Here is a 15370-nt window from a genome sequence, read left to right as displayed (position 1 = left end):
GGCCCCACTGAGGTTTTCTATCGCCTCATGGATATCCCAGACGCGGAAAAAAGTCTCTACCTAGAACGGCTAGAACAAGAACAACCCAGCTTATATCAGCAGGTACTTCCTCTCATCAGTGAAGTCCCCTCAGAGCAGCTCACATCACTGCTCGGCTTTCACGCACAACAAGCAACAGAAAGCGAGCTCAACCTAACCGACACCTTAGTCGATAAATACTATATATCGCATGAACTCGGTCGTGGTGGTATGGGGATTGTCTATGCAGCCAGTCGAGCAGATAGAACCTTTGAGCAAGACTTAGCCGTTAAATTCATACAGCCCTCTCTTTCACATATTTTAGGTGAGCATGCTCTATTTCAAGAAGCACAATTACTCGCACACCTAAACCATCCATGTATAGCCAAAGTTTTTGATGGTGGGGTCTACGAAGAGTCGGTCTATATTGTGATGGAGCGAGTTGAAGGGGAAACGCTTTCTCTATATTTGCAGAATCGCTCTTGTAGTGAAAAGCAAAGGCTCAATTTATTTAAAGAAATTTGTTCGGCAATTGAACATGCTCATCAAAAACAAGTGCTGCATGCTGATCTCAAGCCCGAGAATATCTTAATTGATCCTTTTGGTTCACCTAAGATTCTCGACTTCAATCTAACTCAAAAGGTTAAACAACCCACACCTAACCAAAGCTCAGATGCTTCCATACTGACAGCCTACAGCAAGGCTTATGCCAGCCCAGAGCAGGTTGCAGGTCACTTCCTAACTCAACAAAGTGATATTTACTCACTGGGTAAAGTGCTAGCACTGATTTTTGACTCTTCTTCAAACTTAGATATTAATCTAATTGTAGAAAAGGCGACAAACCACGAACCCTACCGTCGCTATGCCAGCGTAAGTGAATTGCGCCAAGAAATAGTGCGTATCTTAGAATGTCGCCCCATTTCTTTGAGAGAGAAGCAGCCACTCTATTCATTATCAAAGCTATTAAAGCGACGCCCAGTACAGAGCGCTCTAACAATTCTATTGCTACTGTCAGGCGCAACGTTTTCAACAGCTATATTCAATAAGAATTTACAGCTACGCAAAGAAAAACTAGTCGCAGAAGAGATGATGTATGAAGTGACGAGCCTATTGTTTCATGCCAAAGGCAGTGATGCTGCAAAAATGTCAGTCGGCACGATGCTTGAGCTTACTAGACGACGGATCTTATCAAACCCTGATTTACCCAAAGACGTTAAACAAAAAATGCTATTGGCGATGCTGACACCATCACCTGAAAAATCTGTGACTAACAAAAACAAAGAAAAGTAATCCAACAATTAATTATGAAAAAAATACTTCTCCCACTGATAGTTCTCTGGTCAACAAGTCTTTACATCCATGCTAATGGCAGCGAAGTTCTTACTGGGTATTTTATTGATTCGCCAGTATCAGGGCTTTATTACGAAACCAGCTCCAATCTTTCGGGCACCACTGATAAAGGGGCATTCCAATACAATTCAGGTGATATCGTCAGCTTTTTTATTGGCACCGACAATTCGGGTTACTTGCTGACAACGCTTTCTGGCCAGGAGGTAATAACACCAACCCTATCGTCAACTCGCCCAAGCCGCAGCATCAACATGACTCGTTTACTTCTATCGCTTGATGACACTCCAGAGCACCGCGATGAAATCATCTTAGCGAGTAAAGTTTTATCTGACGTAGAATTTCAAAAGAAGCTCAAAAATCTCGACCTAAGCTATTTAGATGCTCAAGAATTAGGCATTGACCTTGTTTCAGTCAAAGAAGCTGCAAAGCACCTCAACCAGAGCCAAGAATACATCAAGGATAACTTTGCCTCGGAGGAAATCATTTTTTCTCCTAAAGACAAAGTGCTTCATAACATTATTATTGCCAAGAAAGACTATGCAGGACGCGCCTGCTTTTACGACTTAGCTCACCACACTAACCCAAAATACAAAGGTCCGATTGGAGAGCTTAGTTACCAAATCACAGACACAGAACTCATCCAGTTCCCAGGAACAGGCGACTATTTTAACGGCTGTAACCTACGCCCTTACCAGACACCCCAGAAGATCATTCGCGAACCATTATCCAACAGCGATGGCTGGACAGGCTTTACCAGTTGTGCTCAAAAAGGCTGCACACGCCACGATTTGAGTGGATTCTCAATTGAAGACTATAACGATGAAGGGGACTGGAAGTACCGTACCGTTGCATTGGATTTTGATACAGAAACTGAGCTGTTGATGGAAAAAACCCAAGGTTTAGGACAGAAAGAACACATCCGTCATTCAAACAAAGCTGAGATGATTTGGTTTACCTACACTAATGATCGCGGTAATCACATCCCTTATGAAGGTGTTTGGCAGCACACTCAATATCAACAAACCGACATCATAAATGAGTGCCTACTCATCAAAGATAAACGCATTTTTCTTGGCCAAAGCGACACTGAGGCCTGCTCAACAAACCACCAACAATACACGCAAGACGTTACAGAAAAATTTGGTGATATGTGGTGGCTGACCAACCCAGAACCTACAACTTCTCTCGCCCAGATGAATGTCTCTGTCCGCTGGTATGACTCAGTACCACAACAGCATTTCACAGCATGGGAATACTTGCCTGCAGGTCAAAATTGGGATCAAGGCATACTCTACAGATTCAAACAAAAAATTTCACTAAACCCTGATAAATCCCATAATATCAGCACCCTATCCGTTTCCGAGTTTAGTAAAGTGAGGTCTAAAAGCTAATGGCAACTCCAGATATCACACAGATCATCCAGCAATGGCAATCAGGCGATAAAAGTGCCGAAGCCGATCTATATCAATTCGCGTACTTGCAGTTAAGACATATTGCTCAACAAGAACGCTCTCGCAGCGCTCAAAAATATGGTGCTGACAATCAAGTGCTGAGCGACAGTATGAACAGCACGACGGCTTTAATTCATGACGCTTACCTTAAGATCTCATCTTCCGACCTTCAATCGGTCGAAAATAAAAAAGACTTTTTTCTTATGGCTGCAAAAGTGATGCGCCAAATTTTAATCGATAATGCTCGCCACCTTCAGGCAAAAAAGCGCCAAAAGATGACTATGCTAAGCGACAGCAAAGACGATAAGTTCGAGCAATTAATGATCATGGATAAAGCCATAGACAACTTCAGTATCCACTACCCTCGCCAGTCTCAGGCACTCAAGCTTAAGTACTTAATGGGCATGCGTAATCGCGAGATCAGCGAGCTACTGAAATGCAGCTCGAGCTTGATCGAGAAGGATCTTAAATTCTCACGTTGTTGGCTACAAAGCAAACTGGTTTAATAATGAAAAAGCGATTCTGTTTACTGCTCATTTCCGGCTGTGGGGCTCTCATGTTCCTGCCTCCTTGGATAGCCTCAAAAGAAACTAACCTATCGCACACCAGCAGTGGCATAAAACGGTTTTCTTCGAATAATAAACCTTCACCTCATAGCCCAGTAAACGGTGCTTCAATGCAGAGTTTGAATGAGGCAAATGAAAAAATTAAAAGTCATTCAACCCCAGAAAAAGCCGACGTTTCACTAATATCTACGTCGGCTTCGAACACCTTCGAGTCGGCGCAACTCGACGTGGTTACATTTGAGGGAAAAACTCAAACGATAGTCGCCAAAGAAGAGCGAGATAGAGCTGGCAGTAATCAAAAGCCACATGTGAATCTTACGGTGCAGCAAAGTATTCAGCATGAAATCAACCAGTGGTCATTCACCGAAAATTCCCCGATCAACTACTCAATTGATATTACAGGGCTGTTTGAGGACCCAGATGATGACCTACTGACAACACAGCTTGCTGTTAATCACCCTAAGTTTTCCGTATCTCACTTAGGCGGGACATCGAGCCTACAAGGCACACCAAAAATCGGCAACGCACCAACTCAGCTTATTGCGCGAGCCAAAGATGATTATCACGGTTCGGAAGAGGGCGCTTGGGTAACTGCCACCTTTCCACTGCCTTCGCTCTCATCAGGCCTAGAAGGTGAGGGATTACACCCTTTAATTGGTCAAACTTGGTACCGCCTTGAGACAAACCACCAGTTTGCAGGTAAGGCTTACAACTATGAAAAGGTGTACTGCGAGGCATTTAAGTTCATCAATGACGAAGTGTTTTTTGCCTCATCCAACACTCTAACCACCTGCCCTAACGAACATCAACTGCGTAAAGTAGGTAGTTATCATGTTGATGGTGATGATCTTATTGTCTCTAGCACTCAGTCAATATTTGACCATGATATGCGTTGGAAAATCTTGGAAACCTATCCAAGTCACCCGACGTTCACTACCGCTCATGTGACACAAGTAAAAATGGGCAATGAATATGAAACTTATACGGTTGCCTCTAAAACTCAAATAGAGCAACGCATAAACACTATTACAGGCTTAGAGGCGCTACAACTGACACCGGTCAACTATATGTACTTGGCTGACGACGGTCACTACCACTTAGGTTGGTATGGCATGCATATTGGTAATTACCAATTAACGAACCCAGACTGGCCCGATGAGATGGATGGTGACTTAAATGTACAGTCTTACAATACAACGGTTATTTGCGAAGATTTACTCGACAAATTTAATCACTACTCTGTTGGTGGGCAAGGCGTATATGGCGACATTATAGGTCAAACCATCGGCGAAGATTTCGAGCCTATCGAGTGTGAAGAACGACCACTAGGCCACCTTCAATATTCCTTCTTCGATGTCGACTTTTTAGAGTTTGATGAGTTCAAGCATGGCGAAGTATTTAGCATCATACTTCGCCCTAAGCTCGAGTGGCGTCATAAGGTTGAAGAGATCAAACTCAATGTTCGATATCTAGACCCTAACGCCTAGAAGCTCCAAAGAACCTGTAAGCCGGTACTGAATGTATAGGTGTCGGCTTCAAACCAAGCTGTAAACCCGATCTCAGTACGTAGATCATATCCCTCGACAGCCTCTCTATAACCAAAGACGAAAAACTAGATGCCTACAAATAAAGTCAAATATATTTTGTGGCTTTTTTCGGAATTTACGTGTGTTGATAAAACGATCGATACCCAGTAAAACATTCGCCCAGATAATACAAACCCCAGAACAAGAAACAAGCAGAGCTTGGCTAGAGCTCGCTAAAAAGGATATGACATGAAAAAAGTTAGTTTACTAGCAGCGTCAGTGGCTTTCGCCCTAACAGGCTGTGGTGGTTCAGACAGTGATAACGGTTCATCACCAACAACTCAAACCATCACAGGTTTTGATGGTTACTTTAACCAAGCCGTTGTTTTTGAAGATACTAACAACAATGGTGTTTTAGACATTGATACTGATAAGATTTTTGGACTAACTAATGAAGTAGGTCAAATCGAGATTTCAGGTACAGTAACAGGTGCTTTAGCACTTCAAACCTTAACTCCAGGTGGAGACGTTCAAAAAGCGCTAGCTTTGCACGACAACAAATACGTGGGAAAATACACTATTGATATGGACCACAAAGCTCAAGCCATGGCTCACGAGCTGGTATTCCGTGCTCCAACGTCATCAAGTGTGGTATCTCCTATTACTGACCTAGTTGCGATTGAAGCAGAAAAAAATGGTGGTGACCTAGAAGCTGCTGAGTCTGCGGTAAATATCGCTCTTGGTGGCACTGACGCTGAGCCTGTTCCTCTATACGACGACTTCGTTGAAGGTGATAATGCCGATGCCGAACTACATAAAACAGCTCAAATCCTAACTGAATCTAAAGCTGCTAACCCTAATAGCTACGAAGACAAAGCGACAGGTTTTGCTGAAGAAGCAGATAAAATTGTTGCAGATATCGTTGCAGATCCAACTCAAGATATTAACGATAAAGATCTTAAGCCAGTAATAATCGATAACGGTCAAGGCGAAGAGCTAGTTCCTGAAGTGGTTACTAACCACCTGCTGAAAGCAAATGAAGAGATTGCTGACGATGTACAAGGCATCATAGACGACCTTGATCTTGAAGTTGGCCAAGCATTTTCCGAAAAGTTTATTTCTCTGACTGATGATAAAGGCAACACTCTTTTCACTGATGCTGACTTAAAAGGTGCAGATGTTGAAGTGACTCTCGTCGCGAACCCTGCACTTGAAGAAGCCGGTATTAAAGTGAGCTTAGAGAACCAGTCTTTGATGCTTTTCTCAGAGACGACACAAGTACTTAAGAGTGGTGCGTTCACTATTGAGCTTGAGGCATTTGACACTAAGTCAAACGGCGAGAAATCTAAAAAACCAACAAGTGTTATCTTTGATCTAGAGATCGAATCTGCAAACGAACTTCCAGACGTAAATGATGACGTAGAAGATCGCCTGCAAGCCCAAATTGATAGCGACTGGTCTTTCCAAGTTGGTACTCCAATCTCAAACATGACACTGCTCATCAGCGACCTTTTCACTGATGAAGAAGGTGACGAGATTAAATTTGGTACTAAACCACGCCTATCTACAGCTTACCTAGAAAGCGGTATTGATGCGAAGTATTCTGACGATTTCACAATGATCATCCTGTCTGGTGATCCTACAAAGGTTGCCGCTCAAGGTACATTAAGCATTGATGCTACAGATGAGTTCCATGGTGAAGGTGAGTGGGAAACCGTGACGCTTGATCTACCTAAAATTGAAGAAGGTTCTATTGCACCATCTCCAACACATCCACTTGAAGGCAAGTTCCTACACTTTATTGAAGTTGGCAGTAACGATACTAACTACGACAAAGCTTGGTGTGACTCAATTTATCTTAACTCTGAATCTAAAATGATGTACTGGAACAATCGTGACAACGATAACCTAGCTACATGTGATACAGACATGTCTGAGTTTGAATATGGTGTTAGCTACGAAGTATTGAATAACCAAATCGTATCAATCGAAGATGGTATGAAAATAACTTTAGACATCATCACACAAGATCTTGATACAGATGATGAACGTTTCCTTATTTCATTTACGGATGAAGAAGGTGATGATAAATCGACTGAGCTTTACACGTATTACACAAACGAAGAGTACGTTGAAGAAATGATTCACAATAAAGTGAATACTTCAGCTAACAATGCAGATTGGGCCGAGCGTGATACTTACATCGCTATGCCACCATCTGAAGGTTCAAATAATATTGTTGTTACTGAGTTAGATGTTTCAGGTATCGTTCAACAATTCCCTTGGCAAGATGGCCAGTACACATCAGCATCTATTCATGGTGGTAACACTGAGACTTGTGAAATTTTAAAAGACATTTACTTCGACTACGGCAGCATCCAAGTTCATGGTGACAATACTGCTGCCGACAATTACTTCCATTGGGTGCCGACATTCGAAACGGATAAAGAAGGTTCTTGTTATATTGATCTAGATCCATTAGATCCATCAGCGGAACTTCCAAAAGGCCTCTACACCATCGAAGCTAAACCAGAACGTGTCGACGAGGGTGAGCGCATCCTATTCAGCTTTTACAAGTAAAAAGTTACTTCAATAAGTAATTAAACAATGTAGTGCAGATATTAAACGGTTAACTGCCACTACGAATGAAAGACAATCGGAAACCTGTAAATAGGTTTCCGATTTTTTATGTCTAACCAAAACAAGATTCGGGATTGCGCAAAGTAGCCATACTCAAGGAAATTACATTATGACAACAGTGTAGGGGCTCTTATCACTTGAATTGTTGGCCTACTGGAACCCAATTGCTCTCAGAGATTACGTTACTTAACGCACATCACGTTGAGCAATGAAGAACCTTTCAATTGATTTACGTTACCGTTGGTAAACAGACCTTTCTTATCTGCGCCCCAATAAGGGAGATGCATTGGCCAGTTCTGTTTTTCCATAACCTTTGAGTTCAAGATGCTCTGCCATTGCTTTTCACTCATCAGCTTCATGTTGACCTGATTACACACCAATTCAGCACTGTCATAGTCTAGGCGACTCCAAGGCTTACCTTGCTCCATGTAGAACTGTTGTTGATGGTCTAGAAGGTAAGGAATCGCATATTGGCTACCCGCAACGTCTGCTTTCACGCGAATCTCGATCTCGAGATCATTGTGTGAGCTCGCATTACCGTTTGGTAATGTCTGAATAGCAGCAGCACTCGTTACCGCCGCCGCTTGCTTAGCAGCCACAGGTTTCGGTGCAGGCTTAGCTTCTACTTTTGCTTTTACAGGTGCCTTGGGCATCACCGATTTTGGTTCTGCCGCTTTTGCCACAATAGGCTGGGATGAGGTTTTCGACTTGTCGACCATGCGAATAAAGGCTTCACCGTAACCAGGAACCTTACGTACCTGAGTTAGGTCTTTTCTCGCATCCGAGAAGGTAGAGTAAGGTCCGATTAAGCAACGGTAGTCTCCGCCTTCTGGCTTCATCCAAACGTTGGTCGAGATCTTCTCATACAGAGGCTTTGCTCTGCTCAGTGACAGAGGCTTGTTCAGCAGGCCACATTGAACCCAAAACAGTTCGTTATCTGAATGACGTTTAGGCGCTTTACTGCCCCACACGCCCTTACCGATCGGACATGATTGCTCTAGCTGTGGTAATTGGTTGGTGCTTGCCTGAGTTGCATCACATAGAACCGACTCTGCATTCACTTGGCTCGATACCAAAAGAGATGCAGCGATAAGCCCCATACGATAATTTCTCGTCACAGCACGACATACAGCATTCATTGTCAATTTCATAACCACCACTTAAACCCTTGCGGGCTAATTATTACCGAATCTATGTCGATAAAACATGAATTCCATTTTTAAGTATTATTGACACTATCAATAATACTAAGTTCCAGATCCATTAAGCAAAAAAAGAGCCGTAATTGCTTACGGCTCTTAATTTAGTGACTTTTTTTACTAAAAATCAAACCGGGATATCACCCTTTATAAATTTTCGGGTTAAACACGTCACGTAACCAGTCGCCTAATAGGTTAATAACTAGAACCAATGTTACCAAAAGCACACCTGGGAATGCTGTGATCCACCATGCTCCTGAGAAAATGTAGTTAAAACCAGTACTGATCAGGGCACCGAGTGACGGTTGGTCTACCGGAAGACCTAAACCTAGGAAAGAAAGTGCCGCTTCTGACATGATGGCATTTGCCACCTGTACCGTAGAGATAACCAAAATCGGTGATAAACAGTTAGGCAGAATATGGCGGAACATGATGCGAGGCGCTCTAAAGCCCATCACACGTGCCGCTTCTACGTACTCTTTCTTCTTCTCTGCCAATACCGATGCACGAATCGTACGAGCATACTGCGGCCATTCAGCAATACCGATGATCACCACCAGCATAACAACGGCATATTGCGCGTAGAAGTCACTACCGAAACTCGCCTTAAAGATAGCCGAGACAATGATCGCAACCATCATGGTTGAGAACGAAAGCTGAACATCGGCAAAACGCATCAGGAAGCTATCAATACGACCACCAAAGTAACCCGCAGACAGACCAATGATGATACCGAGTGTCAGCTGAAGACCTACCGCTAGGAAACCAATCGTCAATGACAGACGCGAGCCGTAAAGCATCGTAGATAAGATGTCGCGACCTTGCTCATCAGTACCTAGTAGGAAGCGTTCTTCGCCGTCTTCCATCCAAGATGGTGGCAATTCAGAGTCCATGATGTCGATAGACGTCACGTCATACGGGTCTGTTGGCGCTAGAATCGGTGCCGCTAATGCCATAACAAGGAAAGCTGCAAATATAGCAAAGCTCACCATTGCCACTTTATCGCGTAAAAAGTAGTACAGAATGTCTGACTGCTTGAATCGCTCCCAACGAGATGGAGCTGTTGTTGTGTGTTCCATGATTATGCTCCTTTCCCTGTAATGTTCACTGTTGGGTTAATGATGCCGTAAAGCAGGTCAACAATGGTGTTCGTTACTACGAAGATCAGGCCAACGAAGATAACGTATGCGGTAATCAGTGGAGTATCCACTCGGTTAATCGCTTCAAGGAATAGGAAGCCGGTACCCGGCCACTGGAATACAGTTTCAGTCAGAATGGTGTATGCCACCATAGTACCGATTTGAACACCACCTACCGTTAGTACAGGTAGCATTGTGTTCTTCAAAGCGTGTTGGTAGTAAATCTTGTTCAGCGCGAGGCCTTTTGCTTTACCAAACTTAATGTATTCAGAGCTAAGAACCTCGAGCATTTCAGAACGTACTAGACGAATGAATAGCGGCAGCATGATAGATGCCAGAGCAATACTCGGCAGCACTAAGTGAGCAAGGCCATCTAGCGTTAAGAAGCCAGACTCCCAACCAAACCAGTTTGCGGTATCACCACGTCCGAATGACGGCAGCCAACCGAGTTCAATAGAGAACACATACATCAGCATGATTGCGGTTAAGAAAACAGGTACCGAGATACCGATACTACTGCCCGCCATCACCAGTTTAGTGAAGAAGCTTTTTGGGTGTATTGCAGAATAAACGCCAAGTGGAATCGACAGACAAACAATGATCAGAGAAGCGCCGAACACAAGCTCAAGCGTTGCTACGAGTTTATCTAAGATTACGTCCACAGCTGGGCGTTTAAAGAAATATGAAGTACCAAGATCACCTTGTAGAGCTGCGCCCACAAAGCGAGTGTATTTTGTAATGAAGGGATCATTTAAGCCGAGTTCATCACGCAGCGCTTGACGCTCCGATTCTGAAACAGATTGACCGACTAACTCACGCAACGGGTCGCCCAGGTTATCCTGAATGGCAAACGCCACCAAACTGATCACAAACATCACTATCAGTGCCTGAAACAGGCGCTTGACCAGAAACGTAACCATTCCTTGCCCCTTATCTATCCATGACTATCTAGTCGAAATCCGCGACTAGATAACAAAATTCAGTCTTAAAAAAGGTATTTAGCCAGACTGAAGGAAGACCAAATACCGAAACTTAAATCTATTTCTTAATAATTTGAGAGCCTGAAAAGCTTCAGGCTCTCGATTCTAGCAAGCTAGATTATTTTACAACTAGGTCGCCGAAGTAAGGCATAACCATTGGGTTTACTACGTCTGCTGCACCTACGTTAGACTTCGCGCCCCACGCTTCACTTTGCCAGTGTAGCGGTACGAATGCTGCGTCGTTGTAAAGTGTTGCTTCAACGCCTTTCAGCATTTCAGCACGCTTAACTGGGTCAGTTTCAGTGTTAGAAGCTTCTACGATCGCATCCATTTCTGGGTTTGAGTAACCAGAACAGTTGTATTGACCACGGCCAGTTTCTTCGTTACGAGTCATAGTTAGGAACTCGTTGAAGTTAGCTGAATCTTCTGTATCTGAGTGCCAACCGATCATCATCATATCTGCTGAACATAGGTCAAATTCAGGCCAGTACTGTGCTTTAGGCATAGTCTTAAGATCAACTTTGATACCAATCTTAGATAGCATTGCCGCAGACGCTTGCGCTACTTTCGCATCGTTCACGTAACGGTTGTTTGGTGCCATCATAGTTAGCGTAAAGCCATCTTCGTAGCCCGCTTCCTTCATCAGCTCTTTCGCTTTTTTCAGGTCGTAACGAGGAACTAGGTCTTCGTTGTGACCCGCGTAGCCTGTTGGACTTTGCTGACCAGCGGCTGTTGCGAAGCCTTTCATGATCTTCTTAACGATGCCTTCGTTGTTGATTGCGTGAACAATCGCCTGACGAACGCGAACATCTTTAAGAGCTTCGTTGCTGTTTTGGTTCATTTGGAACGTGATGATACGAGTACCAGGTAGCGTCACTAGATCGATATTCTTAGCGTTTTTAACACGCTTGTGATCGTTTGGTGCTACTGGGTGAATCATATCAACGTCGCCAGAAAGAAGTGCTGCAACACGTGTCGCGTCTTCTTTGATTGGCACAAGTGTTAGCTTGTCTACGTTACCTTCAGTTTCTGTATCCCAGTAATCGTTGAAACGTTCGAACGTTACTTTAACGCCTTGCTCACGCTGCGTTACGATGAAAGGACCAGTACCTGAAACGTTAGTCGAAGCAAACGAGTTACCGTGCTTAACTAGCTCAGACTTGTCTTTACCTTCCGCTGTTTGGCCAGAGTAGAACTTGCTGTCCATTGGGAAGATGTAAGTTGCTGTTTGTAGTACTAGTGGGTAAGCCGCTTTTGATACTAGCTCAACTGTGTAGTCATCCACTTTTACCATTTTTTCGTATGGCGTGAAGATAGACTTAAAGTCTGGAGAAGCTTGTAGACGTTCAAAAGTCCACACAACATCATCAGCAGTCAGTTCGTTACCAGAGTGGAATTTCACACCTTTACGTAGGTTGAAACGGAAAGTCGTTTCATCAACACGCTCCCAGCTAGATGCTAGGCGGCCTTCAAAATCCATCTCTTTTGTGAAACGTACTAGAGGGTCAAACACCATGTGAGACATTTGCAGTGTGCCACCAGACAGCTGCTCGTGCGGGTCAAGTGATACAGGGTCAGCTGCGTAGCCAACGGTAATATCTGCTGCTGCTGCACTAAAGCTTAGGCCAGCTGCCATTAAAGCTACTGCTAATTTGCTTTTCATGGTTTTCATTGCATAACTCCTTCATGCGGGAATCCAGATCCCTAGTTGTTGTATTTGCGTCTGTTTATTGTTTTTAGCAAGCTAAACTCCAGCCTGCTGATTTTTATACCGCGGCTTGTGCCACTGCTTTTTCTTCTCTTAAACCTGTAAATTCAGGCATTAAAGAAATTAGGTGTTTGCTGTACTCATGCTGAGGCGATTGGAATAGCTGCTCGGTTGGCGCGACTTCCAATAGTTCTCCCATTTGCATCACACCAACACGGTCACACATTTGGCGAATAACCGGTAAATCGTGACTGATGAACAGCATGGTTAGGTTTAGCTCGTCTTGTAAGTCTTTTAGTAGGTTAAGGATCTGAGCCTGTACCGACACATCCAGTGCCGAGGTAGGTTCATCACAAATCAAAAGACGCGGACGAGTTGCCAAAGCGCGAGCGATAGAAATACGCTGACGTTGGCCACCTGAGAATTCGTGTGGGTACTTAACCCCGGCCATTACGCCTAGACCAACGTGCTCTAGCAGGTCGTTCACGATCTGACGAGTTTCATTCTCATTGCGCGTAAGCTTATGGAATCGAATAGGCTCAGCAATGATATCGAATATCTTCATTCGAGGGTTCATTGATGTGTAAGGGTTTTGGAAAACCATCTGCATTTGACGACGCATAGGGCGACGTTCTTTTTCAGATTTAAGACCAGTAAGATCAACGCCTTCAAACGTTACCTTGCCTGAATTCGGTGCGTACAAGCCAGCAATCACACGAGCGATCGTTGACTTACCTGAACCTGATTCACCGACTAGACCAAACGTTTCGCCTTCATGTACTTCAAAGCTCACGTTGTTTGACGCCTGAACGTACTCACGACGGCTCTCAAAGAAAGAATCTTTGGTGGTAAAGCGCAAGTTTACGTTCTCAACGTTCAACAATGGGCCAGTGTAATCGCGGTGATCTTGGCTTTGACCTAACCAGTGGTTTTTCACATCCAGTGGTTCCATCTCTTGTGCTTCTTCGATGTAGCTAACAAGAGGGAAACGATCGAGTTTGCGATCTGAACGAGGAACCGCAGAGATAAGACTGTGTGTGTATGGGTGTTCAGGAGTACCAAGGACTTTCGCTGTTGGGCCAAACTCAACTAAGTCACCGCGATACATAACGGCTACGCGGTCGGTAACATTTGATACAACGCCCATGTCGTGCGTGACCAACATACAACCTACGTTTTTCTTAATACATAGGTCGCGAATCAACCCCAAGATCTGGTCTTGGATAGAAACATCCAGTGCTGTTGTTGGTTCATCTGCGATGATTAGGTCAGGTTCACCAGCCAACGCGATCGCGATAACCACACGCTGACGCATACCGCCAGAGAATTGGTGAGGGTATTGCTTTAAACGGTTTTCTGGTTGTGGGATACCCACTTGGTTCATCAAGTCTAATGAGCGCTGGTAGGCTTCTTGATCCGAAACCTTCATGTTGGCATGAATCGTCTCTTTTAACTGCTGTTCTACTGTGAATAGAGGGTTAAGAGAAGTCATTGGGTCTTGGAAGATAAAACCAATCTTTGAGCCGCGAACAGAACGCATCTGTTCAGGAGATAAACCAGAGACTTTTTCGCCGTCCAGAAATACCTCGCCGCTAGCAATACGGCCAGGAGGGCTCAACAAATCGATCACAGCATTACCTACTGTTGATTTACCTGCACCAGACTCGCCTACAACACCAACAATCTCACCACGTTCAATGTTGAACGAAAGTGATTTAACGGCGGCGTGAACTCCATGACGAGATGGGTATTCGATACGAAGATTTTTTACTTCTAAAAGTGACATTACCAGACCTCTACTGCTTTGGCAGCTTTCTGCCCTGTCTGCAAAATTGAATCCATTCTTACCAGAATATTGTTCTGATATTTTATACGGTTGACAATTTGGCAAATAATTCACAGAAAAGCAACAAAAATAGGATAAAAAGTCGACATTAAACGCTTAGCAAGCAAAAGTGCCACATAACTATTCACCCAAAGAGCATATAGTAAGAAAAATCAACATTATATTATCGGCAATAAATACTCACAAACTCCTTACCGCTACTTACTTGTAGAGTTAAAGCCGTGCTTCAAAGCAGATCTCACTGCCAGTCACTAAAAACAAATAATTATTCCAAAAAACAATTAACACTATAGAAACAAACGCTGATTTTGTTAATTTGAACAAATAAAACAACCAGATGCACGTTAATTAACCATACATTTAACCATTTGCATTATTTTGGTAAATACAAAACAGATAAACGAAAGGCCTAATAAATCAGAGGAGTTTTTGAACGACCAAATGCGTAGAAAGCTGTCAAATTCAGGGCTTAGTGAGCAAATTTAGGGTTAGATTTCACTTTTCATAAAAGTCTTTAGACCAAACCCATTAATATGTCGAATTATTGAGCGTGTAATTTATATAAAATTAGATATAGATCTGCACATTTGATAAAGAAAGCAACTCCGTATCAGCACCATAATCAAGTAGATCGATAGGAATCTGTCTTATAGTAAGAAGGGGGGAGACAGAGGCGACACCAGACAAGATGCCGAAGCAGGTAAGATCTCAACATTCAAAATCGATAAAAACTAAAACGACAGATGTAAAAAAGCCCCAATCTTTCGACTGAGGCTTCTTAAGTGATCGGTGAAGAGGCATTCTTTGAACATCAGGTGAACCCCCACTCTGTTCAAGTTATCTAAATTTCAGATGTAAAAAAGCCCTAGTCTTTCGACTAGGGCTTCTTAAGGTGGTCGGTGAAGAGGGATTCGAACCCCCGACCCTCTGGTCCCAAACCAGATGCG

General features: G+C 43.6%; 10 protein-coding genes. 5 read left to right on the top strand and 5 right to left on the bottom strand.

The genetic code is table 11. From position 1 onward, the window contains the following. Positions 1 to 27 precede the first annotated feature (27 nt). From AB6E85_RS06250 to AB6E85_RS06230, 5 genes are all read left to right on the top strand, one after another. Positions 28 to 1308 (top strand): serine/threonine protein kinase, encoded by a 1281-nt coding sequence (locus tag AB6E85_RS06250; protein WP_372142058.1) that lies wholly within the window; start codon positions 28 to 30, stop codon positions 1306 to 1308. Between the two features lie 14 nt (positions 1309 to 1322). Beyond that, entirely contained in the window at positions 1323 to 2759 is a 1437-nt protein-coding gene (locus AB6E85_RS06245) for a chromosome partitioning protein ParA (protein WP_372141895.1), read from the top strand. Next, positions 2759 to 3325, top strand: a complete 567-nt coding sequence (locus tag AB6E85_RS06240; RefSeq protein WP_333007607.1) for an ECF-type sigma factor — start codon at positions 2759 to 2761, stop codon at positions 3323 to 3325. The genes AB6E85_RS06245 and AB6E85_RS06240 overlap by 1 nt, the downstream gene beginning before the upstream one ends. A 170-nt stretch (positions 3326 to 3495) precedes the next feature. Further along, positions 3496 to 4872, top strand: a complete 1377-nt coding sequence (locus tag AB6E85_RS06235; RefSeq protein ID WP_372141893.1) for a hypothetical protein — start codon at positions 3496 to 3498, stop codon at positions 4870 to 4872. A 288-nt stretch (positions 4873 to 5160) separates the two neighbouring features. Further along, positions 5161 to 7491 carry a hypothetical protein gene (locus AB6E85_RS06230; protein WP_372141891.1) on the top strand — a complete coding sequence of 777 codons (2331 nt, stop codon included), beginning with the start codon at positions 5161 to 5163 and terminating at the stop codon, positions 7489 to 7491. A gap of 242 nt (positions 7492 to 7733) precedes the next feature. Here AB6E85_RS06230 and AB6E85_RS06225 read toward each other — a convergent pair whose 3' ends face one another. The 5 genes from AB6E85_RS06225 to AB6E85_RS06205 all read right to left on the bottom strand — a co-directional run bounded on the left by AB6E85_RS06225 (position 7734) and on the right by AB6E85_RS06205 (position 14363). Next, complete coding sequence (locus AB6E85_RS06225; protein WP_372141889.1) at positions 7734 to 8702, bottom strand: SPOR domain-containing protein; 969 nt, start codon at positions 8700 to 8702, stop codon at positions 7734 to 7736. A gap of 188 nt (positions 8703 to 8890) precedes the next feature. Beyond that, positions 8891 to 9829: an ABC transporter permease gene (locus AB6E85_RS06220; RefSeq protein ID WP_048607511.1), complete on the bottom strand. Its 939-nt coding sequence runs from the start codon at positions 9827 to 9829 to the stop codon at positions 8891 to 8893. A gap of 2 nt (positions 9830 to 9831) precedes the next feature. Continuing rightward, positions 9832 to 10809, bottom strand: a complete 978-nt coding sequence (locus AB6E85_RS06215; RefSeq protein WP_048612413.1) for an ABC transporter permease — start codon at positions 10807 to 10809, stop codon at positions 9832 to 9834. A gap of 178 nt (positions 10810 to 10987) precedes the next feature. Beyond that, positions 10988 to 12541, bottom strand: coding sequence for an ABC transporter substrate-binding protein (locus AB6E85_RS06210; RefSeq protein WP_050633914.1), 1554 nt, complete (start codon positions 12539 to 12541; stop codon positions 10988 to 10990). A 94-nt stretch (positions 12542 to 12635) separates the two neighbouring features. Next, on the bottom strand, positions 12636 to 14363 hold the full coding sequence (locus AB6E85_RS06205) for an ABC transporter ATP-binding protein (RefSeq protein WP_048607507.1): 1728 nt from the start codon (positions 14361 to 14363) through the stop codon (positions 12636 to 12638). Positions 14364 to 15370: the final 1007 nt, after the last annotated feature.

The sequence above is a fragment of the Vibrio sp. 10N.247.311.51 genome, assembly GCF_041467855.1.
Lineage (GTDB): Bacteria > Pseudomonadota > Gammaproteobacteria > Enterobacterales > Vibrionaceae > Vibrio > Vibrio coralliirubri.
The sequence above is the reverse complement of the archived record's forward strand: the minus strand, read 5'-3'. Positions and strand labels throughout refer to the sequence as shown.

Excerpts from the sequence above, each read along its gene's own strand:
- AB6E85_RS06215 (WP_048612413.1), bottom strand. The coding sequence starts at position 10,809 with ATGGTTACGTTTCTGGTCAAGCGCCTGTTTCAGGCACTGATAGTGATG.
- AB6E85_RS06205 (WP_048607507.1), bottom strand. The coding sequence starts at position 14,363 with ATGTCACTTTTAGAAGTAAAAAATCTTCGTATCGAATACCCATCTCGT.
- AB6E85_RS06225 (WP_372141889.1), bottom strand. The coding sequence starts at position 8,702 with ATGAAATTGACAATGAATGCTGTATGTCGTGCTGTGACGAGAAATTAT.
- AB6E85_RS06210 (WP_050633914.1), bottom strand. The coding sequence starts at position 12,541 with ATGAAAACCATGAAAAGCAAATTAGCAGTAGCTTTAATGGCAGCTGGC.
- AB6E85_RS06240 (WP_333007607.1), top strand. The coding sequence starts at position 2,759 with ATGGCAACTCCAGATATCACACAGATCATCCAGCAATGGCAATCAGGC.
- AB6E85_RS06245 (WP_372141895.1), top strand. The coding sequence starts at position 1,323 with ATGAAAAAAATACTTCTCCCACTGATAGTTCTCTGGTCAACAAGTCTT.
- AB6E85_RS06220 (WP_048607511.1), bottom strand. The coding sequence starts at position 9,829 with ATGGAACACACAACAACAGCTCCATCTCGTTGGGAGCGATTCAAGCAG.
- AB6E85_RS06250 (WP_372142058.1), top strand. The coding sequence starts at position 28 with ATGGATATCCCAGACGCGGAAAAAAGTCTCTACCTAGAACGGCTAGAA.
- AB6E85_RS06230 (WP_372141891.1), top strand. The coding sequence starts at position 5,161 with ATGAAAAAAGTTAGTTTACTAGCAGCGTCAGTGGCTTTCGCCCTAACA.
- AB6E85_RS06235 (WP_372141893.1), top strand. The coding sequence starts at position 3,496 with ATGCAGAGTTTGAATGAGGCAAATGAAAAAATTAAAAGTCATTCAACC.